The organism is Staphylococcus equorum (genome assembly GCF_029531845.1).
Classification (GTDB): domain Bacteria; phylum Bacillota; class Bacilli; order Staphylococcales; family Staphylococcaceae; genus Staphylococcus; species Staphylococcus equorum_C.
The window spans coordinates 43,577-67,056 of the sequence record NZ_JAMBPV010000003.1; the positions used below are offsets into that span (position 1 = coordinate 43,577).

24 protein-coding genes are annotated in these 23,480 nt (G+C 33.7%); 8 read left to right on the forward strand and 16 right to left on the reverse strand.

What is annotated here, in order from left to right:
* Nucleotides 1–182: 182 nt before the first annotated feature.
* From nagA to norA, 8 genes are all read right to left on the reverse strand, one after another.
* The gene (gene nagA, locus M4L39_RS04875) at nt 183–1,340 is read right to left on the reverse strand and encodes an N-acetylglucosamine-6-phosphate deacetylase (RefSeq protein ID WP_277581028.1); all 1,158 of its coding nucleotides are present in this window, start codon (nt 1,338–1,340) and stop codon (nt 183–185) included.
* Nucleotides 1,341–1,543: 203 nt separating this feature from the next.
* Nucleotides 1,544–3,490 carry a PTS fructose transporter subunit IIABC gene (locus M4L39_RS04880; protein WP_277581029.1) on the reverse strand — a complete coding sequence of 649 codons (1,947 nt, stop codon included), beginning with the start codon at nt 3,488–3,490 and terminating at the stop codon, nt 1,544–1,546.
* 1 nt (nt 3,491) lies between these two features.
* A complete protein-coding gene (gene pfkB / locus M4L39_RS04885) occupies nt 3,492–4,415 on the reverse strand; it encodes a 1-phosphofructokinase (protein ID WP_277581030.1) in 924 nt (307 codons plus the stop codon).
* The gene (locus tag M4L39_RS04890) at nt 4,412–5,170 is read right to left on the reverse strand and encodes a DeoR/GlpR family DNA-binding transcription regulator (protein WP_277581031.1); all 759 of its coding nucleotides are present in this window, start codon (nt 5,168–5,170) and stop codon (nt 4,412–4,414) included. Before M4L39_RS04890 ends, pfkB begins: the two co-directional genes overlap by 4 nt.
* A gap of 235 nt (nt 5,171–5,405) precedes the next feature.
* Entirely contained in the window at nt 5,406–5,891 is a 486-nt protein-coding gene (gene ybaK / locus M4L39_RS04895; RefSeq protein ID WP_277581032.1) for a Cys-tRNA(Pro) deacylase, read from the reverse strand.
* An 82-nt stretch (nt 5,892–5,973) separates the two neighbouring features.
* Entirely contained in the window at nt 5,974–6,846 is an 873-nt protein-coding gene (gene galU, locus M4L39_RS04900; RefSeq protein ID WP_277581033.1) for a UTP--glucose-1-phosphate uridylyltransferase GalU, read from the reverse strand.
* 172 nt (nt 6,847–7,018) lie between these two features.
* Complete coding sequence (locus M4L39_RS04905) at nt 7,019–7,759, reverse strand: hypothetical protein (RefSeq protein ID WP_277581034.1); 741 nt, start codon at nt 7,757–7,759, stop codon at nt 7,019–7,021.
* 248 nt (nt 7,760–8,007) lie between these two features.
* Entirely contained in the window at nt 8,008–9,168 is a 1,161-nt protein-coding gene (gene norA / locus M4L39_RS04910) for a multidrug efflux MFS transporter NorA (RefSeq protein WP_277581035.1), read from the reverse strand.
* 195 nt (nt 9,169–9,363) lie between these two features.
* On the opposite strand from norA, the gene M4L39_RS04915 reads away from it, so the two are divergent.
* The 3 genes from M4L39_RS04915 (at nt 9,364) to M4L39_RS04925 (ending at nt 11,054) form a co-directional block, all read left to right on the forward strand.
* A complete protein-coding gene (locus M4L39_RS04915) occupies nt 9,364–9,783 on the forward strand; it encodes a PPC domain-containing DNA-binding protein (protein ID WP_277581036.1) in 420 nt (139 codons plus the stop codon).
* Between the two features lie 381 nt (nt 9,784–10,164).
* Nucleotides 10,165–10,782, forward strand: a complete 618-nt coding sequence (locus tag M4L39_RS04920; RefSeq protein ID WP_277581037.1) for a DUF1361 domain-containing protein — start codon at nt 10,165–10,167, stop codon at nt 10,780–10,782.
* Nucleotides 10,779–11,054 carry a hypothetical protein gene (locus M4L39_RS04925; RefSeq protein WP_277581038.1) on the forward strand — a complete coding sequence of 92 codons (276 nt, stop codon included), beginning with the start codon at nt 10,779–10,781 and terminating at the stop codon, nt 11,052–11,054. Before M4L39_RS04920 ends, M4L39_RS04925 begins: the two co-directional genes overlap by 4 nt.
* A 342-nt stretch (nt 11,055–11,396) precedes the next feature.
* Here M4L39_RS04925 and mdh read toward each other — a convergent pair whose 3' ends face one another.
* The 5 genes from mdh to M4L39_RS04950 form a co-directional block, all read right to left on the reverse strand.
* The gene (mdh, locus tag M4L39_RS04930) at nt 11,397–12,332 is read right to left on the reverse strand and encodes a malate dehydrogenase (protein ID WP_277581039.1); all 936 of its coding nucleotides are present in this window, start codon (nt 12,330–12,332) and stop codon (nt 11,397–11,399) included.
* 116 nt (nt 12,333–12,448) lie between these two features.
* Nucleotides 12,449–13,060 carry a DedA family protein gene (locus M4L39_RS04935; RefSeq protein WP_277581040.1) on the reverse strand — a complete coding sequence of 204 codons (612 nt, stop codon included), beginning with the start codon at nt 13,058–13,060 and terminating at the stop codon, nt 12,449–12,451.
* Nucleotides 13,061–13,119: 59 nt separating this feature from the next.
* The gene (locus tag M4L39_RS04940; protein WP_277581041.1) at nt 13,120–13,419 is read right to left on the reverse strand and encodes a hypothetical protein; all 300 of its coding nucleotides are present in this window, start codon (nt 13,417–13,419) and stop codon (nt 13,120–13,122) included.
* A gap of 25 nt (nt 13,420–13,444) precedes the next feature.
* Entirely contained in the window at nt 13,445–14,353 is a 909-nt protein-coding gene (locus M4L39_RS04945; RefSeq protein ID WP_277581042.1) for an aldo/keto reductase, read from the reverse strand.
* A 31-nt stretch (nt 14,354–14,384) separates the two neighbouring features.
* Complete coding sequence (locus M4L39_RS04950; protein ID WP_277581043.1) at nt 14,385–15,311, reverse strand: CobW family GTP-binding protein; 927 nt, start codon at nt 15,309–15,311, stop codon at nt 14,385–14,387.
* Between the two features lie 223 nt (nt 15,312–15,534).
* Here M4L39_RS04950 and M4L39_RS04955 point away from each other — a divergent pair, with 223 nt between their 5' ends.
* A complete protein-coding gene (locus M4L39_RS04955) occupies nt 15,535–15,978 on the forward strand; it encodes a MarR family winged helix-turn-helix transcriptional regulator (protein ID WP_277581044.1) in 444 nt (147 codons plus the stop codon).
* Between the two features lie 146 nt (nt 15,979–16,124).
* Here M4L39_RS04955 and cydC read toward each other — a convergent pair whose 3' ends face one another.
* Together cydC and M4L39_RS04965 are read right to left on the reverse strand one after the other, a co-directional pair.
* Entirely contained in the window at nt 16,125–17,801 is a 1,677-nt protein-coding gene (cydC, locus tag M4L39_RS04960) for a thiol reductant ABC exporter subunit CydC (RefSeq protein ID WP_277581045.1), read from the reverse strand.
* Nucleotides 17,798–19,429, reverse strand: a complete 1,632-nt coding sequence (locus M4L39_RS04965) for an ABC transporter ATP-binding protein/permease (protein WP_277581046.1) — start codon at nt 19,427–19,429, stop codon at nt 17,798–17,800. The genes cydC and M4L39_RS04965 overlap by 4 nt, the downstream gene beginning before the upstream one ends.
* A gap of 265 nt (nt 19,430–19,694) precedes the next feature.
* Here M4L39_RS04965 and M4L39_RS04970 point away from each other — a divergent pair, with 265 nt between their 5' ends.
* The 4 genes from M4L39_RS04970 (at nt 19,695) to M4L39_RS04985 (ending at nt 22,638) form a co-directional block, all read left to right on the forward strand.
* Nucleotides 19,695–20,570 carry an undecaprenyl-diphosphate phosphatase gene (locus M4L39_RS04970; protein WP_277581047.1) on the forward strand — a complete coding sequence of 292 codons (876 nt, stop codon included), beginning with the start codon at nt 19,695–19,697 and terminating at the stop codon, nt 20,568–20,570.
* Between the two features lie 327 nt (nt 20,571–20,897).
* Complete coding sequence (locus tag M4L39_RS04975; RefSeq protein WP_277581048.1) at nt 20,898–21,599, forward strand: hypothetical protein; 702 nt, start codon at nt 20,898–20,900, stop codon at nt 21,597–21,599.
* 5 nt (nt 21,600–21,604) lie between these two features.
* Nucleotides 21,605–22,069, forward strand: coding sequence for a YaiI/YqxD family protein (locus tag M4L39_RS04980; RefSeq protein ID WP_277581049.1), 465 nt, complete (start codon nt 21,605–21,607; stop codon nt 22,067–22,069).
* Between the two features lie 2 nt (nt 22,070–22,071).
* Nucleotides 22,072–22,638 (forward strand): TIGR00730 family Rossman fold protein, encoded by a 567-nt coding sequence (locus M4L39_RS04985; protein ID WP_277581050.1) that lies wholly within the window; start codon nt 22,072–22,074, stop codon nt 22,636–22,638.
* A gap of 148 nt (nt 22,639–22,786) precedes the next feature.
* Here M4L39_RS04985 and M4L39_RS04990 read toward each other — a convergent pair whose 3' ends face one another.
* Complete coding sequence (locus M4L39_RS04990; RefSeq protein ID WP_277581051.1) at nt 22,787–23,404, reverse strand: LysE/ArgO family amino acid transporter; 618 nt, start codon at nt 23,402–23,404, stop codon at nt 22,787–22,789.
* Between the last annotated feature and the right edge of the window lie 76 nt (nt 23,405–23,480).

Consider the following 23,480-nt stretch of genomic DNA (forward strand, 5'->3'; position numbering starts at 1 on the left):
CTCCCGAAAAATACGCATTTCTTCTATTTTATCACAATGTTAGGTTGTCATGTAATTTGTACGTATGAAATTTTATTTCTCTAACTTAACATTTAAACGCAAATTTTAAGTTACGTCAACTTTTTGATTCAATTTACACTTAACATAATACGTTTTAAAGACTTTTAAATTTCATACTATTATTAAGAAAATTTGTGGATTCCGCCTGCTTTTATAGTAGTTTGAACTTTAATATCATCATTTACAATAACGATGTCTGCGTCTTTTCCGACCTTTAAACTTCCTTTTTGCTCGTCGATGTTTAATGCAATTGCTTGATTTAAACTTGTTACACGCCATAAATTATCTAGTGAATCACCCGTGTATTGCATTAAATTTTTCAGCCCTTCATTCATTTTCAGTATGCTGCCCGCCAAAGCACCCGATGCTAATCGAGCTTCAGAACCTTTTACTATAACGTTTTGGCCACCTAAATCGTATTCACCATCTGGCATACCTTTTGCTCTCATTGCATCAGTAATTAAGAAAAAGCGTGTGTTCCCTTTTTGTTTATAAGCAATTTGAATCGCTGTAGGGTGTGAATGAATACCATCCACGATAAGTTCAGTACTTAAGCCATCATTCGTCCATGCCGCACCAAAAACACCTGGTTCTCTATGCTCGAATGGTGTGCCAGCATTATATAAATGTGTCACATGTTTAGCGCCGCGTGCTACCGCTTCATTTGTTTCATCAAAAGTTGCAACCGTATGTCCAATAGAGAAACGTATTTCATCATGTAACGCTTCTAATGTTTCGTGAGCACCTTCAACCTCAGGTGCAAATGTAATCACTTTAATTTGGTTATTCGCTTTTTTTTGAAATTGTTTTACTTTTTCTATAGATGGTCTTTGAACATAGGCTGGGTTTTGCGCTCCTACTTTATGTTCAGAAATAAATGGTCCTTCCAAATGTATGCCTACGATGTCAGCTGCTTTTAGGGCATCTTGTTGTTTCTGATATTTAATGATATTCTCTAATGCTTTTGTAATATTCTCATCAGACTGTGTCATTGTTGTGGCTAAGAAACTTGTCGTTCCTTCAGATAAAAGAGATTCTGCTAGATGTTTCAACCCATTATATGAAGCATCCATTGCATCTTCTCCATAACCACCGTGCATATGAATATCTATAAAACCTGGCAAAACATGCTGACCCTGAACATCATAAGTTGTTAACGCACCTTCATAATCACCTTTGCCTACGCCAGTAATTTTATCGTCCTTAACAATAATATATCCTCGTTCTATTATTTCTTCTTCAGTATAAATTCTCCCATTTCCAATCACATATTCAGCCATTTTCTCTACCTTCTTTTCGTTGTTTTACGCTATGTGCCTATTTCAACACTTCGTTTTTCATTTTACCAAACTTAAGTCTTTTATTATATTCAAAAGTTTTTCCATTCCAGTCTTGCATATAAATAAAAACCAGCAGAAATACTCATTGAATTGTGAGCTTCTACTGGTTTTTCTAAGTTCATTCATTTTTAAAGCTTTATGAATTAGTCTTCCTTAATTTCAGAACTTTGTATTTCCACTTCTGTCACTTTTGGTTTCAATAAACCATAAATGATTGCACCGATGATCGAGCCTATAACAATCGCAATAAGTGATTGAATCACGTGACTGAAATCAGTACCTACTATAACAAAGATACCGCCATGTGGTGCTTGAATTGAAGAACCTAATCCTAATGCGATTGCACCTGCAACCCCTGAACCTACCATCATTGATGGAATGACTCTCAGTGGGTCAGCCGCCGCAAATGGAATTGCACCTTCTGTAATGAATGATAGCCCCATTACGTAGTTTGGTGCGATAGACCCTTTTTGTTCTTTAGTGAATTTTTTGCGGAAAATCAACATCGCTGTTGCAATTGCGATTGGAGGTACCATACCACCAATCATTGCTGCTGTAATTGGTGCAGCATTTCCTTCTGTTAACGCTGCTGTCGCAAATACATATGCTGCTTTATTAAATGGTCCACCCATATCGATAGCCATCATTGCACCAATGACTAATCCTAAGAGCATAATATTCGTTCCTGATAAACCTTCTAAACCATTAAGTAATAAATTATTCAACCACGATGCTGGAGGATTTAATACATAAATCATTACTAAACCTGTGATAGTTACTGATAACACTGGGAAAATCAATGTTGGTTTCAATCCTTCTAATGATTGAGGTAAACCACTGACAAGTTTCTTAATACCTTGTGTTAAATAACCTGCTAAGAAACCTGCAAGAATACCCCCAATAAAACCTGCATCACCTGAAATTGCTAACATACCACCAACTAAACCAGCTGCAAAACCTGGTTTATCTGCAATACTACGCGCTATATAACCAGCAAGAATTGGGATAATTAACGCAAAGGCACTCTTATTACCAATGTTCCATAATTGTTCAGCAAACGCATTATACTCAGAACTATTTGGATCGTACGAGTTTGGTCCAAATAAAAATGCGATTGCCATTAAAATACCACCGGCAATAACAAGTGGTAACATATTGGAAACACCATTCATTAAGTGTTTATAAATTGTTTTACCAAAACCTTGTTTTTCATTACTCTCAGATTGTTGCGTACCTTTATGATTACCCTTGGCTACAAATGGTTTACGAGAAGTATCTTGCGCTATGTTGATAAGTTCTTCAGGGCGTTTAATACCATCTGCAACTGGCACTTCCACGACGTTTTTACCATCAAAACGATTTGTTTCCACATTTACATCTGCTGCAACAATGACACCAGTTGCGCGATGAATATCTTCATCTGTAATGTGATTTTTAATGCCACCTGAACCGTTCGTTTCAACTTTTATTTTTACGTTCATTTTTTCAGCTTGTTTTTTCAAAGCGTCACGAGCCATGTAAGTATGTGCGATACCTGTTGGACATGCTGTAACAGCTAAGATATATGGTTCATCAGAATCCGTTTCTGATGGTGTCGCAGCTGCTTGTGCTTCTGCTTCCTCTTCTTCAGTTGCTTCATCATCTGCTGCATCTATAATTTGAAGCACTTCTTGTGGGGAGTTTGCATGAAGTAAATCTTCGCGCACTTTTTCATCCATTAAAATGCCTGATAGCTTAGCTAATGCATCTAAATGGGTTTGTGCCCCACCTTCTGGCGCTGCAATCATAAAGAATAGATGTGCGGGTTGCATATCCAAACTTTGATAATCAACACCTGCTTTTGATTTACCGAATGCAATCGCTGGTGTCTCTACTGCCGCTACTTTTGCATGAGGTATCGCGATGCCTTCACCAATACCTGTAGTACTTTGCGATTCACGGTTATGAATCGCTTCTTTAAAAGTTGTTACATTATTGAGTTTACTAGCTTTATCAAGTTGATTCACTAACTCATCAATAACACCGCTTTTCTCTGTTGAAGAAAGGTCCATTGCAATTGTATCTTTTGTTAATAACTCGGTTATTCTCATCTTATTCACTCCCACCTAATGTTGTAATCATTACTTGTGATTTAATATTTTCAATAGCCTCTCTCGTTGCTAAGTCATCGTTAAATGCTGTTGCTGTACCAGCTGATACGGCCAGTTCAAATGCTTCTTTAATAGATAAACCAGAATTTATCCCTGCAACCATCCCTGCTACAGTACTGTCACCAGCCCCGACTGTATTCACTACTTGTCCATTTGGTACAAGCGCTTTATAACTATGTTTTTCGTCTACATATACTGCTCCATCGCCACCAAGAGAGATAATGACTGAAGTCGCACCCATTTTCAGAATTTCACGACCGTAATTCATTACCTCTTTATCTGAGGTGATGGTCGTATCGAACATCACTTCTAATTCATCTTTATTTGGTTTGATAAACAATGGGTTATATTTCAATACTGATTCAACGAGTTCTTTTTCAGCATCAACAACAAGTTTGGCACCAGTATCTTGTGTGATTTCCGCAATTTGTTCGTATGCGTTAGCAGGTACACTTTTAGGTATACTACCAGCAACAATAACTGTATCATGTTCTGAAGTGTCTCTGATTTGTGTTAACAACGCTTCAAATTGTACTTTAGTTATATTGGGTCCCGGCGCGTTAATTTCTGTTTCGTTACCTGTTTTCAATTTGACATTAATTCGCGTATCTTCATCAATGTGTACAAAATCTGTGTCAATTTCTGCTTGCTTTAATGTCTCTTCTATAAATCGACCTGGAAACCCTCCAGTAAAACCTAACGCTGTAGATTGAACACCTAATGTTTTTAAAACCCTTGAAACATTTATGCCCTTACCACCTGCAAACTTATTTGTTTCAGTTGCTCTGTTTAACCCATTAAGTTCAAAATCATTTGAAAACATAATGTAATCAATAGAAGGATTAAAAGTTACTGTATAAATCATAATGTTCCTCCAATAAAATTATATTTGTCAGCATAATATTGAAAATTCGCGCCCTGTATCGCTTTTTCAGAAGTGACTAATGCCACATTCTCTAGTAAAGGGACATGTGCGAAATATACTTTTTCATATTTAGCATGGTCTACTAATACATAAACTTGTGTACCTAATTCCATAGCATGATGCTTTATGATTGCTTCTTGTTCATCTGGCGTAGTTAAACCATATTTCACATCAATTCCGTTCATACCAAGAAACACTTTATCAAAACGATAACGATTCAGCGTATTCAATGCACTCGCACCTACTGTAGCAAATGTTGTGGCTTTAACTTCTCCACCAAGAATAAGTGTTCTAATACCTCGTTTTAATAATTCTTCTACGTGCGTTAAACCATTTGTTACTACAATGATATCGTTTGAATTAATATATGGAATCATTTCTAAAGTTGTGGAACCCGCGTCTAAAAACACACAATCATCATCATCTATTTGGCTCGCTGCTAGTCTCCCAATTTCTTGTTTTTCTCTTAGATTAGTACTTCTTTTGTCAGCTAAATTAGGTTCTAATAAAGATGATTGATTAAGCGTTGCGCCGCCATGTATTCTTTTTAGTTTCCCCATTTGTTGCAATTTTGATAAATCGCGACGAACTGTTGAAGCACTACTACCTGTTCGATCAATCAGTTCTTGTAGTGTTAAAAAGTCTTTTTGTGACAATTCAGCCAATATTAATTCATGGCGTTTTTCCGTGATCATCGCTTCACCTCATCTCAATACCATTATAATGTTTCCGTTTTCATTTTTCAATCATTATTTGTCAAAAACAATCAAAAACAATCAAATATAACTAGTACGCTTCAAAAACCTCTCATTTTGCTGCCTGCCTTAAAAATAAAATCAACTTTATAGTTATTTCACAAAATACAAAAAACCACAAAGTACGAAACAAGCCGTTACTTTATGGTCATTAGATTAAGAATATTCAATTGTGTTAATTCGCTTCATGGGTCACTTTTTCAACTTTTGCTCGTGTTGTTTTGATTAGATGCGCTACATTTATTTTAATTTGTATACCACGTTCTCCACCACTGACATAAATAGCATCCATTTCTTCAACTTGTCGATCAATAATTGTTGGGAATTGCCGTTTCATTCCAATCGGTGAGCAACCGCCACGGACATATCCAGTCACTTTTTTTAAATCATCAAGTGGCATTAAATGTAATTTCTTTTCATTCACCGCTTGCGCTGCCGCCTTCATATCAAGAGATGCGTTTACAGGAATAATAAATACAAAGTGTGCGTGATTCGCATTTTCTAACACGAGCGTTTTATACACTTGTGCCACATCTACACCAACTTTTTCAGCTACAGTCTTTCCATCCATATGGCTTTCTGACACCTCATAAGTATTAACGCAATACTCAATTTTCAAGCGATCTAGCATACGCATTGCATTCGTTTTACCTTGCTTCATTACAACACCTCATATCACATACTGATGATAGTTCACCACGTTATAACCGATTTTAATCCTTCTTTTATTCAACATCTAATATCTATTTATCTAAGTCTAAATTTTTTATAAAACGCGTTAATTCCTCGTGCATAGATTTATCTTTTAAAGCAAACTCAATTGTAGTTTTCACAAAACCTAATTTTTCACCTACATCATATCGATCGCCTTCAAAATCATAAGCGTAAACTTGATCTTGTTTATTTAATCTTTCAATTGCATCCGTAAGTTGAATTTCTCCGCCCGCGCCTTTGCCTTGAGTTTTTAAGTAATCAAAAATGTCAGCTGTAAGTACATAGCGACCCATAATTGCCAAATTTGACGGTGCAGTGCCTTGTTTTGGTTTTTCAACAAATTGGTTCACTTCATATTTTCTACCTGACTTTTCTAAAGGATCGATGATACCATAACGATGCGTTTGATTCTTTTCTACTTCTTGTACTCCGATGACAGACTTTCCAGTTTCTTCATAAGCTTCTATTAATTGTTTAATAGCTGGATTATCAGATTCAACAATATCATCGCCTAAAAGCACAGCAAATGGCTCATCACCTATAAATTGACGCGCAGAATAAATGGCATGACCTAAACCTTTTTGTTCTTTTTGTCTAACATAAAATATATTAGCAAGTTCTGTAGAATATTTAACTTTTTCTAGTAAATCTGTTTTGCCTTTTTCTTGTAAAATCATTTCTAATTCTTTTTGATTATCAAAATGATCTTCAATTGCACGTTTATGTTTACCAGTAACTATAATGATATCTTCGATGCCTGCACGTGCTGCTTCTTCGACTATGTATTGGATTGTAGGTTTATCTAATATAGGTAACATTTCTTTTGGCATAGCCTTCGTAGCTGGTAAAAATCTTGTTCCTAAGCCAGCTGCAGGTATGATTGCTTTTTTTATCTTTTTCAAAATGCTCATCCTTTTCATTAAAAATTTTTAACTCTGGTTTATATAGAATTCAGTCATTTCAATTAATAGTATTATCATAACATTGATACTTATTGCTTTATACTAATTTCATAGTACAAAAAAGCCGCGCAACTCGATTTTATCATCAGTTTACGCGACTTTTAATTTACTTTTAATTTAACGACGGCTGACGGATTACGTCACCAGCTTTATTCACTATCACCTTATACTCTTTTCCTATCTTAGACTCATAAAAAGTATAAAACATACCTTCTTTAGACGTTTTAACTTTTTTGAGAATTGCATTCTCACCGAGTTCATCTTTCGCATACTTTTCAGCAATGACTTTAGATTCTTGAGGTGAAATACTAGGTGCATTAGTAGTTTGTTGGTCTTTCACGCGATAAGAATCATCAAAAATGTGCGCTTTATTATTTTTATCTACTGTAACTCTATAATATGTGTTGGGCTCTTCTTTATTTTCAAAAGTAAAAATATAATAATAGGCCCCTTGGCATGTACGATCAATACCATGATCATTATATGCATTAGCAGTGTTATTATCTTTATTCACAAGTGTTTGTGCTTCTTTTTGTGCATCAGAGAACTTTGGTAAATTAGAATTCCCGATTTCATTATTTTTTAAATTGTGTGTCGTTTTTTTAGCTATTGGTACATATGCTTTGGCATTATAAGGTTCTTCTTGTTCAACATCTTTTACTGCTGCACTAATAGTGTTATCACTGTTGTGATTATCGTCACCTTTAGTTTCAGTTCGTTTATCATTGTCTGAACAGCTAGAAATTGTTTCATGAACTTTTGCTAGTGCTTGCTGATTTGTAGCTATAAATAAAAGGAAACATAAACAACAAGCAAGAAGGAATGCCATGATTGATAAAATTAAATTTTTCAAGTTCATCCCCTTACTTAACATTATTTTTTAATATTTCCTACATACTAGCATATTTTATTAACCAAAAACTTATATAGACCACAATTTAAACCAATCGTAATCTCTGTAACATTAATATTACGCAATATGACTTTATTTAATATTAATGTCATATTACGCGTGTTATATCCCACAAATGTTAAACATACTAAAAAAGAACGCACGTGAATAAACTAACGTACGTTCTACTTTATTTATCGGTTTTTAACTTATGATTTTCTAAGGTTCGTTCTTATCATTTTTTCTACTAGAATAACAAACATACCCAGTATCATTACTACAACTGCCATATATAAAGGATACTCAAAGTTAACATCATATAACGTCCCAGCCACTAAGGGTCCTATAAAATTCCCCATACTCGTAAAGGTGGAATTTAAGCCGCCTGCAAAACCTTGCCGATCTCCTGCAATATTAGAAAAATAATTCGTGATTGCAGGTCTAATCATATCAAAACCAATAAACACAATGAAGCTGATTAACATGATAGACCAATAACTGTCCACAAATGTCAAAGCGAGTAATACAATTGCTGAATATATCAGCGAATAATTGATAAATGTTAGTTCTTTAAAATGTTTCATAAATTTATCAAAGAAGAATACTTGGAATACAGCACCTAATATACCGCCACCTGTAATTGCAAATGAAATGTCTAAAGGTGAATAATGCGCTTTATCTGCTGTATATAATGGGAACAATGTTTCAAATGCTGATAAGCCAAAAGCGAGCACGAGTGTTAAAGTAATTGGTGTAAGAAAGACTTTCCAATTAATTTTAGTAAGTAATTCAGGTTTATACACCGTGAATCCATCTTGTGTTTCGTTTTTAGGATTTTTAATCAGGATAAGAGAAAGCACTAATGCTAAACAGCCACTGAAGCCAGCTACATAAAATGGGAGCCTATGCGAAAATTCTGCAAGAAATCCACCTATACCTGGCCCTAAAATAAAGCCCGAATTAATAATTGCTGACATATAACCAAAATTCTTAGCTTTATCTTTACCTATTGAAATATCTGCAATCATGCCTGTAACACCAGGCATAACCATTCCAGCACTGAACCCACCAAGAATTCTGGACACAATTAAGAGTGAGAAGGTATGACTAGCCGCAAACAAGAATTCTGATATAGCAAAGAGTCCTAACCCAATACAAATAATTAATTTTTTACCTAATTTATCTGCTAACGTCCCACCAAATGGTGATATAACCATTTGGGCTAATGCAAAGACGGCAACAAGAACCCCTAAATCGCTACCTTTCAATCCTAAATCTTTCAAATAAACAGGAAGAACTGGAACAACTAAACCAATACCTAAAAAGACTAGGAAAATATTAAAATATAAAATTACAAATTGCTTATTCACGTTTCTCACTCCATTCGTTTATACCATTCATATCATGATACGTTCTTTTAGTATATATATAATATTAGAGTATTTTATAACATTAATACATCAAAAGACAATAGAAAAATACGCGTTTTTAATCACTTTTATATAAACTATAAAAAAGAACTTGTATACTATAGTTGTAATCAAATTTAAGAATGGAGGTTTCACATGGTATATCAGGTTGACGGAAAGACAATTGTTCTTGTTTTAGAACGAGGCGAAGACATTGTAGAAGCAGTGACAGATATAGCTAAAGAGCAAGGTGGTAAATTCGGTACAGTAAGTGGCATCGGTGCTTGTGAAGATGTAGAACTTAATTTTTATAACATCGACACGAAAACTTATGAGAAAAAATCGTTTAAAGAACCATTAGAATTAATTAGTCTTTTAGGTAATATTTCTCACATCGATGACAAACCATTTGCACATTTACACGCAACCTTCGGAACTAATGCTTACGCAACACTTAGCGGGCATTTAACGAAAGCGGTTGTTTCAGCTACAGCCGAAATTGTAATCACCATGACTGACTTAAATATTAACCGTAAACATGATGAAGCAATTGGCCTTAATTTATTAGATTTATAAATGCATATTGACCAATGGATAGAATGCAGACCAGTTACACTGTCCACTCATTAAAGACTGATGAAAAGTTCCACATATAGACAATTCATCAGTCTTGACTTCTTTTCTTACTAAAATCATTTAACCTTGTGTTTAATCGTTTTTTTATTTAACTGTAAACCATCTAGTTAATAATAATTAAACATTATCATTGAAATTTACATTAAAAAAATGTATTATATAATCTTATATTCAAAAATACGAGTTAATTTTTCCCTTGGCTTTTTAATATTAAGAGAGGGAATTTTTATTGGCATTTTTTATTTTTCAATAAATTTACTATAACTAGTAATTTTCACAATATATTTAAATACTTTATTCAGAAAGGAAGTAGGTGTATTTATGAAGGCTCGTTATATCGCTAGAACCGTATTTCTAATATTAATGATTATTTCGATTTTCTTTAATGATTATTATCAGTTTATGACTTTAAATTTATTTCTAGCATATGTGCCATTTGAACTATGCTTACTCTTAAATTTATTTAAACCTGTACATAAATACGAATGGCCACTATTTATTATTTTTGCTCTTATTTTCTTATTTATGGTGCCTAACACACTTTATATGGTTACAGATTTAATTCATTTAAACCAATTTACATTCAATTTTTATCAAGGTTTAATATTAGTAGAATGGGCATATTTCACTTTTCTAGTGTCAGCGGTGTTACTGGCGCTGTATCTTTTAATTTTAATGTTTTTAGAAATGGAAAAATTCACGCGTCACCTCTGGTTAAATTGGACAATAATCATTGCAATGATGTTTTTAAACGGTTTAGGCATTTATATTGGTCGTTTCTTACGTTTACATTCAGTCTATCTTATTAATGAACCGCTTCGCATTATCAATGAAGTATGGTCAAATTTAAATCTTGAGGCAATAGGCTTTGTGCTATTACTTGTGGCACTACAAGGTGTATTAATTTTATTGGCGAAAGGAGTACGAAGTGCAAGATGACATTTAATATTATAATTTTGCTTATTGTGCTTATCGTATTTCAATTAATTATTGGACATCTCTTGCATGATATAGGCTTTTCATATACACGCAGTATCATTCTCATGTGCCTCCCTTTAGGTATTGGATTATTTTATTTACAATTATTTTATTACGAACGCCGTTTCCCTAACTGGAACGTACCAAAAAAGATAAGATTAAGATTGAAATACATGTATATATTAACGTTCTTTGAATATGTTGCTTTATACATTTGTATTTTTAAAATGTAATTAATTTAGATTTAATTATAAATATAAATAAGTAAATCTAGAACGTAGCTTTAAGTTGAATAAAGGGGAGCAGGACAGAAATCTAATTTTTCTAATAAGATTTCGTCGTCCCACCCCGGCAAAGCTGACTAGAAAATGGCATACAAGAGCTTGGTATAAGCGTATTTTCAATTCAGTCAGCCACTGCCAATGCAAAAAGAGGAGGCTAGGACATAATTACATGTCTCAGCCTCCTCTTTTTGCGTTGAAATAAAACAAGGTTAGAAAAAAATACAAGAACTACTCATCTACATAAATGAAGAAGTAGTTCTTATAATCTTTCCTAGTGCATTTCAATATTTTTTAGTGTTTTAGTGATTGTTTTACTTCTGTAACTGCGTTTGCCGAAACTTGTAATTGCGCTTGTTCTTCTTCAGATAATTGTAATTCTACGATACGCTCTATACCTTTAGAACCTAAGATTGTTGGTACGCCTAAACATATATCAGAAAAACTATATTCTCCTTCTAATAATGCAATACTTGGCAATAAACGCTTCTGATCTTTTAAAATTGCTTCAACCATATTATAAACCGCTGAGGCAGGTGCATAATACGCCGAACCATTCCCAAGTAATTCTACGATTTCTGCGCCGCCTTTTCGTGTACGCTCTACAATTTGTGCAATTTGCGTATCGTCCAGAAGTTTATTCAGAGGCACACCGTTTACATTTGTAGATGTAATTAAAGGTAGCATCGTATCACCATGGCCGCCTAACACTAACCCTCTAATATCTTTAATGGATACATTCAGTGCTTCGGCAATAAACGTTTGGTATCTTGCTGTATCTAAGACACCCGACTGTCCGATCACGCGTTCTTTGGGAAATCCAGAAACTTGTAATACAGAATAAGTCATGGCATCTACAGGATTTGTAAGTACGATAATTTTACAATCAGGTGAATATTTTACAATTTCTTTCGTTACATCATGCATTACAGCTTCGTTGACTTGAACTAAATCGTCACGACTCATACCAGGTTTGCGTGCCACACCAGCAGTAATGACAACTACATCAGAATTCACTGAATCAGCATAATCAATAGATCCTGTTACATTAACATCGAAACCATATATTGGACTACTTTCCAATATATCTAGTGCTTTTCCTTTCACAAGGCCTTCACTCTCCGGACGGTCAATGAGTACGACATCTGCGAGTTCTCGTTGGGCCACAATAAAAGCTAATGTTGCGCCAGTATTTCCAGCACCTATAATCGAAACTTTTTGCTTTGTCATAATGCAATCCCCCTATATCGTCAATACATATTGTATGTTTATTATAACATTCAAAATATGTATCACGCTATTTAAATCATAAGAACCTTAAATTTAATCTGAGGATAATATCAATCTTATTTTTGCTTCCTTTGTCGTTTGAACCATTTCCAAATGACAAAAATAATTAGCATAGCTAAAATAATATAAATAATACGAGAATATATATCCATATAATAAACAATCGTGTGCCAATTACCACCTACGGCTTGGCCTAAATAAATTAACACTGCGTTCCAAATGATAGTACCTACCGTAGTAAACATTAAGAATAAGGGGATATTCATACGTGTTAAACCAGCCGGTATTGAAATTAAACTTCTCAATAAAGGAACAAAGCGACAGAAAAAGACTGTCCAATAACCATATTTTTCAAACCATTGAATTGTCTTATCTAGATCTTTCGTCTTCAAACGTAAAATCTTTCCATACTTTTCTACAATACGGTACAAATTACGTTCACCAATCCAAGCGCCTATACCATATAACACAATTGCTCCGACTACAGAACCAATTGTCGAGGTAACTAGAACACCAGTATATCCTAATCCAGATTGGGTAGTCATAAAACCACCGAACGTTAAAATGATTTCAGATGGAATTGGTGGAAATATATTTTCTAAAAAGATAAGTAGGCCTATGCCCCAATATCCATATTGCTCCATAAATTGTGTAATCCACTGTTCCATTTATTTCCTCCTAAGTTGTTCGATAATACATTATATTTATTACTTTGAATGTTCGTTTATTAAAATAAATTATTTGCAGTTGCATATAAATAAACTGATGCAACAAATAATGCCATAGATAAAATCGTTAATATTAACGATAATATTGCAGTACGTTTGTAATGTTTTATAAATGCTACAAATAATATACCCGCGTTATAAAAGAAAAACAGTCCAAATAGCGTCATCATTAAAGTTATATCAGGGAATGCTAAATTTAAAATTGCGATGACAAGTGCAAATCCTAAAAACGGGAAATTAATAAAATTACGCTGAAATTTAAGTTGGTTTCTTTGATGTTGTTCGTTCTGTGTATTCATTAGTTACGCTCCTTCAACATGTACTTTAAGGGATATCGTGGCCTAGGGAAGCTGTATAAATATCAAACCATTCTTGATCTGTAATTGTAACTTCTAAACCTTCGATTGCTTCGTCAATACGTTCTATTTTATGAGTGCCTAATACAGGCATGATTGTTGCTGGGTGCTTATTTAACCATGCCATAACAATGCCATTCACACTAGAATGATATTTTTGTGCTAAAGGTGAAATTACGGCCATAATCCGAACAGATTTTGCATCTTCTAAATCGAATAATTTACCGCCTGCCATAGGACTCCATGACATCATTTTAACATTATCTTTATACATATGATTCATCATACCATTTTCAAGTACATCTATAGTATATGGTGAAATTTCTAACTGGTTTAATGTAATATGCAACTTATCAGAAACAAGATGTTTACTCAATAAATCATATTCTGATTTATTGAAATTAGAAACACCAAATGATTTCACTTTCCCTTCATTAACTAAAGCAGTGATTGCTTCAGTCACTTCTTGAGGATCCATCAAAGGTGACGGTCTATGAATAAGTAGTGAATCCAGATGGTCTACTTGCAATTCTTGTAGAGAACGATCTACAGACTTTTGAATATGATGCTTACTATGATCATAACGGTGACCGTCTGCTTCATGTATACGTTCTGATGGCAACACAATACCACACTTAGTAACAATCTCCATTTGTTCACGTAATTGAGGAGATAATTTCAATGCCTCTCCAAATATACCTTCACATGAGTACCCACCATATATATCAGCATGATCCATGGTAGTAATCCCACGTTCTACCAATTCATTGAGATAACGATTTAATTGTTGTGGTGTCCACTGCCAATCTTTTGCTCTCCAGAAACCTTGTATTACTTTTGAAAATGAAACATGTTGATTAATCTTTACTTTATCCATATTACCAACACCCCTTTTACTATTTAAAAAATTAAGTGAATTGTAGCATGTCTAATTGATTGCGTATGCGATTAACATCTATTTGTTCACCAATAAGCACAATGGTTAAAGGCATAGATGCATCGATAACTTGATAGTCTGGCAAACCAAACGCATATTGAAATTCATATGTATCATTTGGCATATCACGAAACTTTACGTATCCCTTTAATCTTAAAACATTATCTGGCAACCGTAAAATAAATTGATAGAATAGTTGCCTATCTATTGGTCCAGAAAACTGATATTGCATACTATTAATCCCATGATGATGTGTATGTTGTTTCATATTTCGTCCTTCATTTTGCGTTACTGAAATTAATTGCTCCATATCTATATTTGCATAGCTCGTATAGAATGTCGGTGCATATGGATTAATTTCAAAAGTTTCATTTATACGTTCTCGTTCTACTTCATCAATCAAATCCATTTTATTGACTACAACTGTATGGCTCGCAGATAATTGTTCTTCCATCAATTGTGTTGTACTATGAGTATATTGGGCTCTGGTCAAAAATCTTGGCGCGTCAACTAAGCCAATAACCACTGGTGGATTAACGCTTGCGACGATTTCAGGATCTTGACATGCCGCAATGATTTCGATTGGATGTGCTATACCTGTCGCTTCAACAATAATATGGTGCATTGCACTTTTGTTTAGAAAATGTTTTAATTGTTTTATTAAATCTTGTTGCAAGTCACAACATACGCAACCATTTAATATTGACGCAACCTCAATATCATCGCCGATTGCACGGCTATCTATATCTAAATTGCCGTATTCATTTACGATGATACTCGGGTTTTCATTATTACTTAGTAAATATTTTACATAATTACTGAGAAAAGTAGTTTTTCCACTACCTAAAAAACCTGTTATGATTGTAATTGACGTTTTTGGATTTTTATTTTTTTTCATATAACCACTCATTTCTTAATACAAATGTCTGCATAAAAGTACAATTATTCGTATAATTAAACTTTTACTTGATAAAACATTAGATTTCTTCTAAACTTTATACGTACACTACATTTTAGCATGGCACAGTGCAAAAGTGTTTTGAGGAAGTGTCACACACATCATAAGACGGATTCAGGTCCGATACAGAAGAAAACGGATAGAATGTCTGGAGGAGAACTTTATGTCTGAACCACTTAATTTAAAAGAACAACTTTGTTTCAGTTTGTATAATGCTCAAAGACAAGTAAATCGCTATTATTCAAATAATGTCTTTAAGAAATACAAACTGACTTATCCACAGTTTTTAGTTTTAACAATCTTATGGGCTGATTCACCTGTCAATGTTAAGAAAGTCGTTACTGAATTGGCACTTGATACAGGTACTGTATCTCCATTACTTAAAAGAATGGAACAAGTTGACCTAATCAAACGCGAGCGTTCTGAAATTGATCAACGTGAAGTATTCATTCATTTAACTGACAAGAGCGAAGCAATTCGCCCTGAATTAGATACAGCTTGTCAAGATGTTGCAGTAGCATCTTCATTGAGCCCAGATGAATCTAAAGAACTAAACCGATTACTTTCAAAAGTAATCACCGCCTTCACAGAAGAAAAAGCAAAATAATTTTTCAATGGCAATGGTAAATATTAGATAGTTCTTCTATCAAAATTTATTCATTAAATATACTTGATTTATAATGAGAGCTCAAACACATTTGTGTTTGAGCTCCATTTTTTTAACTTATAAACAAAATAATTTAACTTGTACGTTTATGAAACGTTCATCTCAACCATTTGGTATAAATAGCTTCTTTCTGCAATCAGAGATTGATAACTTCCAGTTTCTACAATTTTCCCTTCACTCATAACTACGATTTTATCAAAATACGGTAGTAACCTTAAATCATGTGTTGCAACAACTAAGGTTTGAGCTTTGGCATGAATGATATCCATTACGCTATCTGTATGGTATTTGTCGAGCGCTGTAGTAGGTTCATCCATTATCCAAATCGGTACATCTCTTAATAATAATCTTGCAATACCAAGTCTCTGTATTTCACCACCTGATAATGTATTACCAGATATGGTAATGTATCTATCTAAATCGATATGATCCAAACCTAAATTAGCTAAAACGCTGCGTAACTCAACATCATCTTTTTCAGTAAATAAGTTCTCTCTCACTGTGCCGTCAAATATCTGTTGCGTTTGTAATAAAGCATTGATTTGACTATATTTTTCTTCATCTACGATATTTGTAATATCTTGATGATTTAATAATATATCCCCTGTATCACTTTGATACAAACCTAACATGAGTTGCAATAACGAACTTTTACCGGACCCTGAAGGTCCAATAATAGCAACATGCTCGCCTTTATCAATTGATAATTGGATATCTTGTAATACATAACTTGCTTGGTTCCAATACTTGAAGTTGAGGTCTCGAACCTCGTACAATGGCTCGGTAGGTAAAACTTCTACATGCATTGCTTCCTCCCCCTGCTTCATAGGATGAGCAATCACTTCGTTAATGTCATGGAAAGCTTCATCAGTATCCGCTTTAAAGTATGCTACATTACTCATAGGTATCGCCTGTTCGAAAAGCGTCAACATCATTAATACGATACTTGTTAAATAAACAACGTCTAATTCTTGATTTTGTACTTGAACCACACCCAAATACAATGTGAAAAACAATGCAATCATCGACACAATATTTAGACTATATTCGTATAGTGATAAAAATCGTTGCTCTTTTGCTTGAGCTGCTTCATAGTCACCCAATTGATTAAGCACTTGTTTTTTATAAAATTCTGTTCGACCAAAACGACCCAACTCTTCATAACCTTCTTTATAATCGTAAAATTGGTTTAAAAAATCGCCTTGAACGTCGTTAACTTGTCTTTTCAGTATACGTGCACGCTTAGCACTTAACCATGGTATAACTACTAAGGTAGCAATCATGCTAATACATATTATAATTGCATGTACATATGAAAAGTAAATCATTACGATTGTAGAAATGATTGCTGTAACACCTATTACTACAGGTGGATAATAAACACGCAAGTATATATTTTGCAGAGCTTCAACTCTGCCAATCATTCGTGCAATTAAATCACTAGAATTAAATTTTCGATATACGTCAGGAACAACTGGAATTAAATGCTTAAAAAATTGAACTCTAACGTTTCTAAGCATTGTAAAAGTCGCCCTATGTGACAACAATCTTTCAATATATCTAGCAATTGCTCTTATAAATCCAAATAGTTTTACTGAAGCTATCAGAACCATTAATGCAAATAACGGGGCTCCCAGTGCACTTTGCGTTACCATATAACCACTTAAAAAGAACATGCTTAGTGCTACTAAACTTCCTATAACACCCACAACGATTGAAAGTAACAAATCTCTATCTATTTTAAATTGAATACGTGGCTTCATGTTACGGCACCACCTTTATCATGGTTTCTTCTCTCTTGTGTATCTATTGATGTCAAATAACCTTCTTCAATATATATACGTCTATCGGCATTTTTAATAGTATTTTCTCTATGTGCAATCGTGATTACAGTTGTATCCACAAATTGTTGCGCAATTATATCTTGTATAATATTTTCTGTTTTCACATCTAAGCCAGTAGCAGGCTCATCAAAGATGAGTACGTCTGGTTGAGTCATTAGTACTCGAGATAGTTCTACGCGTCTCATTTGACCGCCTGAGAGCATCTCTCCGCCCTCTCCAATCCAAGTATCTAATCCATCTTTTAAAGATAGTACTTTTTCTTTTAAATCAACATCTTCTAACACTTTCAATATTTTATTTTCGTCCATCGATTGAAACATCGTAATATTATCGCGTATAGAAGCATTAAAGATATAAGGCATTTGACTTAAAAAGCCTAATTGCAAATTAGAATTTTGATAAGTCACTTCACCTGACTGAGCCTCGAAATGTTGTACAATAAGCTGCGCTAACGTAGATTTACCGGCACCACTTTTCCCGACGAGCGCAATTTGCTCTCCTCTAGAAATATTTAGGTTAATATTATTTAAAGCATTTTGTTGTGCATCATCGTATTTAAAACTTACATTTACCAATTTAATTAATGCAGATTGTTGTGCATTAGTACGTACCTCAGGTGCCAGCGTTTTTTCTTGTTTATCTAATAATTCGTAAACAACGTCGCTTGATCCTTCGCTTTGCTTTCCAGTGTGGAACGATTGTCCTAAATCTTTAATCGCATTATAAAATTCAGGTGCTAATATGATTGCAATCGCAGCTGTTTTAAAATCAATACTATTGAATAAAATCAATCCTAATCCAGCTTCTAAAGCTACAAGACCAATCCCTAACATACTGATAAATTCAAGCATGAGTCCGGATAGAAAAGCACTTTTTAAAATACGCATAGTTAAATCTCTGAATGTCGTACTTTCTTCATATAATTCTTGTTCTGTCTGAGCTGTTCTATTAAACAGTTTTAAAGTGATAAGTCCTTTAACTTTATTTAAAAATTGTTGACTGAATTGATTTAAATAGGTCATTTTATCTTTAGATTCATCACGTGTTTTCAATCCAAAAATAATATAAAAAAGAGGAATAAATGGTGCAGTGACTATCATAATTAAAGCAGTATTTAAATGAATAAAACACATAGCAACAATGATAAACAATGGAATCATCATTGATTTAAATACTTGTGGAAAATAACTATTAAAAAACGGAACAATACCATCAATACTTTCAGTCAAAGTATTCATTTGAACCCCAATTGGCTCTTTTGACTGTTTTAATATAAGTTGGCGTCGCAAATCATATTTCACTTTTGTAGACATGCGATTACCTATCATTTGATTTATTGTATTAAATGTTGCGCGTGCGATTAAAATAAATAATGTAAACAGTAATAGTATTAACAAATTTTGGTTCGTTTCCAATAACATTGCATTTAAAATTTCTGCAATAGCAATATTCTGAACGACCACGGTAATAGCTAATAATGTACTGATTACAAACATGAATATTGGGTATATTTTATATTTAAATGCTAAATTTGTTAATCTTTTCACAATTATCACCTGCCACATATTATAAACTGATTCAGTGAAAATTAAATGAATTCGCTCATTATTATTAGTACTTTTTTATGTTAATTTCATATTTCAGACATAATTAGAAATTCCTCTTTTTCAATGCTTGAATTCCTTTTATTATATTAATCTCAGTCTTTAGTCTAAAATTACATTTATATGTGGCGCATTACATTTTTATTGTGCTATCATTATAAAATGAAAATGTATGAAATTTAATTAGTAATATGAAAGTAGGTAAATTATGTTAATACTTGAATTGATTAAAGGCCTTGTTCTAGGTATTGTTGAGGGGTTAACAGAGTTTGCGCCTGTTTCTTCGACAGGTCATATGATCCTTATCGATGACATGTGGTTAAAATCAAGTGAATTTTTAGGATCAGAATCAGCTTTTACCTTTAAAATTGTAATACAACTTGGTTCTGTTTTTGCGGGTGCATGGGTGTTCCGTGAACGTTATTTCGAAATGCTACACATTGGTAAGTACAGAGCATCTTCTATCGACGGCGTTGGTCAAAAACCTAATCGCTTAAACTTACTACATATTATTGTCGGTATGATTCCTGCAGGTATTCTCGGTTTATTATTTGATGACGTTATTCAAAAATATCTATTCAGTGTACCAACTGTAATGATTGGATTATTTATTGGTGCTATTTATATGATAATAGCCGATATCTATAGTAAAAAAGTTACAAATCCACAATCAGTTGACCAAATCAATTATGTCCAAGCTTTTGTCATTGGGTTATCACAAGCAGTTGCAATGTGGCCTGGTTTCAGTAGATCTGGTTCTACAATATCTACGGGTGTATTAATGAAGATGGATCACAAATCAGCATCAGACTTCACTTTCATTATGGCTGTCCCAGTTATGCTAGCGGCTAGTGGCTTATCACTCGTTAAAAACTTTGAATATATTCATTTAGACCACATTGGCTTTTATGCATTAGGCTTTATTGCAGCATTTGTTGTTGGTTTAATTGCAATCAAGACATTCCTTTACTTAATTAGTAAAGTTAAATTGATCCCTTTTGCTATTTATAGAATTGTCTTAGTTATTATTATCGCAATCCTTTATTTCGGTTTCGGTATCGGACAAGGTATTACAGGGGAATAATATTTCAATGAACTGTACGTTCTTATGACTCAATATAACTTAATGTTTTAAAAGAACGAGACAGAAATCTATTTTTATAATAAGATTTCGTTGTATGAACTCAGACTGACAAAGATGACTAGAAAGAGAATGCAAGCGCATTTTAGTTCAGGCAGCTACTGCCAATATAATAATTGAGGCTAAGACAAGTACTTGTCTTAGCCTCTTCTATTTATTATCGCTATCATAAATAGCGTTTATCTTTCTGTACAGACTGTATTTAGCGTTTATTTTCGTGTATTATAGGGTAATATGTAGATAGTATAAAATTAAATGGAGGCAACGAGTATGGACAAAAAGCAATTAATCAAAACAATCATCACAGTAGCACCTGTGTTTTTAGTACCGCTAATCGTTGAACGCAAACGTATTAAGGATCATCCTGATGTGAAAAAAGCAAGTGACGCAACAGTTAGTGCTTCTAAAACAGTTGCAGATAAATCTGTACGCGTTAAAGATAATGTTGTAGAAAAATCTTCTCACGCAAAAGACTACGTTGCAGATAAAAAACATGACATGGATCAAAAACGTGAACTTAAACGTATTGCGAAAGAACATGATCCAGCCTATATTGAGAAAAAAGGCGAAAAATTAGAAAAAGAAAATCGCAAAGAAGCAGACAAAATGAATAAACTTCTGCAAAAAAATATAGACAAACGTCATAAAGAAGAAGAAAACGCACGTCAAGATAATAAGAAACAACGTATCAAAGACATGAAAAAATCAAATAAACACATGGAAAAAGTTGGACTAACTCCAGGTAAACTTGATGATGAAACAGAGAAAAAAGGCGAAAAGTTAGAGAAAGAAAATCGCAAAGAAGTAAACAAGCTTGATAAATTACTGCAAAAGAATATAGACAAACGTCATAAAGAAGAAGAAAAAGTGCAAGAGAAAAATAAAAAAGCGCGCTTATCTGAATTCAAAAAATATAAAGACTACGTGGCCAAGAGTGTTGTTAAACAAAACAAAGAAGAAAAAGGTGAATAACCCTAATGACACAAGTCATTATTGATGGAGATGCTTGTCCTGTAACCAATTCAGTAATTGAATTGACTGAAGGGACAGGCATTTTTGTTACTGTTGTTCGCAGCTTTAGTCACTTTTCTACTGTAGTACAACCAGACCACGTGAATATTATCTATGTAGACGACGGACCAGACGCTGTTGATTTTAGAATTGTAAAACTGGTACGCCCTAGCGACATTGTGATCACACAAGACTATGGCTTAGCTAGCTTACTTTTAAACAAGACGAAAATTGTTATGCATCATAAAGGTTACATCTACACGCAACAAAACATTGATACATTATTAGAGCAACGTCATGCGAGTGCTCAATTTAGAAGGAGTGGCGGACGTACAAAAGGTCCCTCAGCTTTTACTGAGCAAGATGTAGCTGAATTTGAATCCATCTTTTCATCTATAATTTCAAATCAAATGTCAAACAAGGAGGAATAAATATGAAAAGCATTGCGGTATACTGTGGTGCCAGTAAAGGAAATGATGAAACCTATATTACTGAAGCTTATCAGTTAGGTAAATATATGGCCGAACAAGGTTATGAATTAATATTTGGTGCTGGTTCTGTAGGTATCATGGGCGCTATTCAAGACGGCGTATTAGACCATGGTGGCCGTGCTGTAGGCATCATGCCAAATATGTTAAATGAAAAAGAAATCACAAGTGGAAAATTAAGCGAACTGATATTAGTAGATTCTATGCACGAAAGAAAAAATAAAATGGCTGAATTAGCTGATGCTTTTGTAATGGCTCCAGGCGGTGCAGGTTCATTAGAAGAATTTTTTGAAATGTATAGTTGGTCTCAAATCGGTATTCATGAGAAACCTATTGCTGTATTCAATATCAATGGTTTTTTCGATTCCTTACAAACACTTTTAGATCATATGATTCAAGAAGGTTTTATAGATTCTAAATATAAAAACCTTGCTCCTTTGTGCAATACGAAAGAATCACTATTCGAAGCGATAAACAATTATAAACCGCTCGGCATTAGAACTTATGATTAAATATATCGTATTATAAAAAACATAACGTTGGGATATAAACCCTAAACTTCAATAGAGGGAGATCAGATTTTTCGAAATCTGATCTCCCTCTTATTTTAATATGCATTTTTTAACAATAAATATCGAATGTTCATTACACTACATCACCCTATAGTAAAAGCGTTATTAATTGTTTTAGAATCATAATCGCAACAACTAAAATTATAATAGCAGACACTTTATTTAATATCATAATGTACTTACCTGTTTTATCAATGTTACCTATCATTTTTCCAGAAATCGCTAAAAAGAAAAACCAAATCCATGATATAACTACAGTTGAAATAGTAAACAAGACTTTATCTACACCCTCATAAACAGCCCCACTCGTTCCAATGACACCAATTGTGTCCATTATTGCATGTGGGTTCAGTAGCGATACAGAAACCGCAAAACCAATTTGCTTCTTCGCCGTCATAGGTCGATAGCGCTTCAATTCATCCGATTTTGCTTTCCATAACGACCAAGCCATATATATTAAAAAAACTAAACCTATACAATATATAGATACTTGCAGCATAGGAAATGAGAGTAAAATAACCGACACACCTAACACTGCTAACACAATAAGAAATGTATCACACAAACCCGCTGTAATAATTACGGGTATCGCTTTGTATACACTCTTATGGTTGGCGCTTTGATTAAATACAAATACATTTTGCGCACCCAATGGTAAAATCAAACCCAACGCTAATAAAAAGCCATGAGCTAATGGTTGAAACATATTTATTCCTCATTCCTCAATTTTAAATTGTCAAAATTAAACCAGACCAGTTTTAAAATGTGTTTTTTATTTAAAA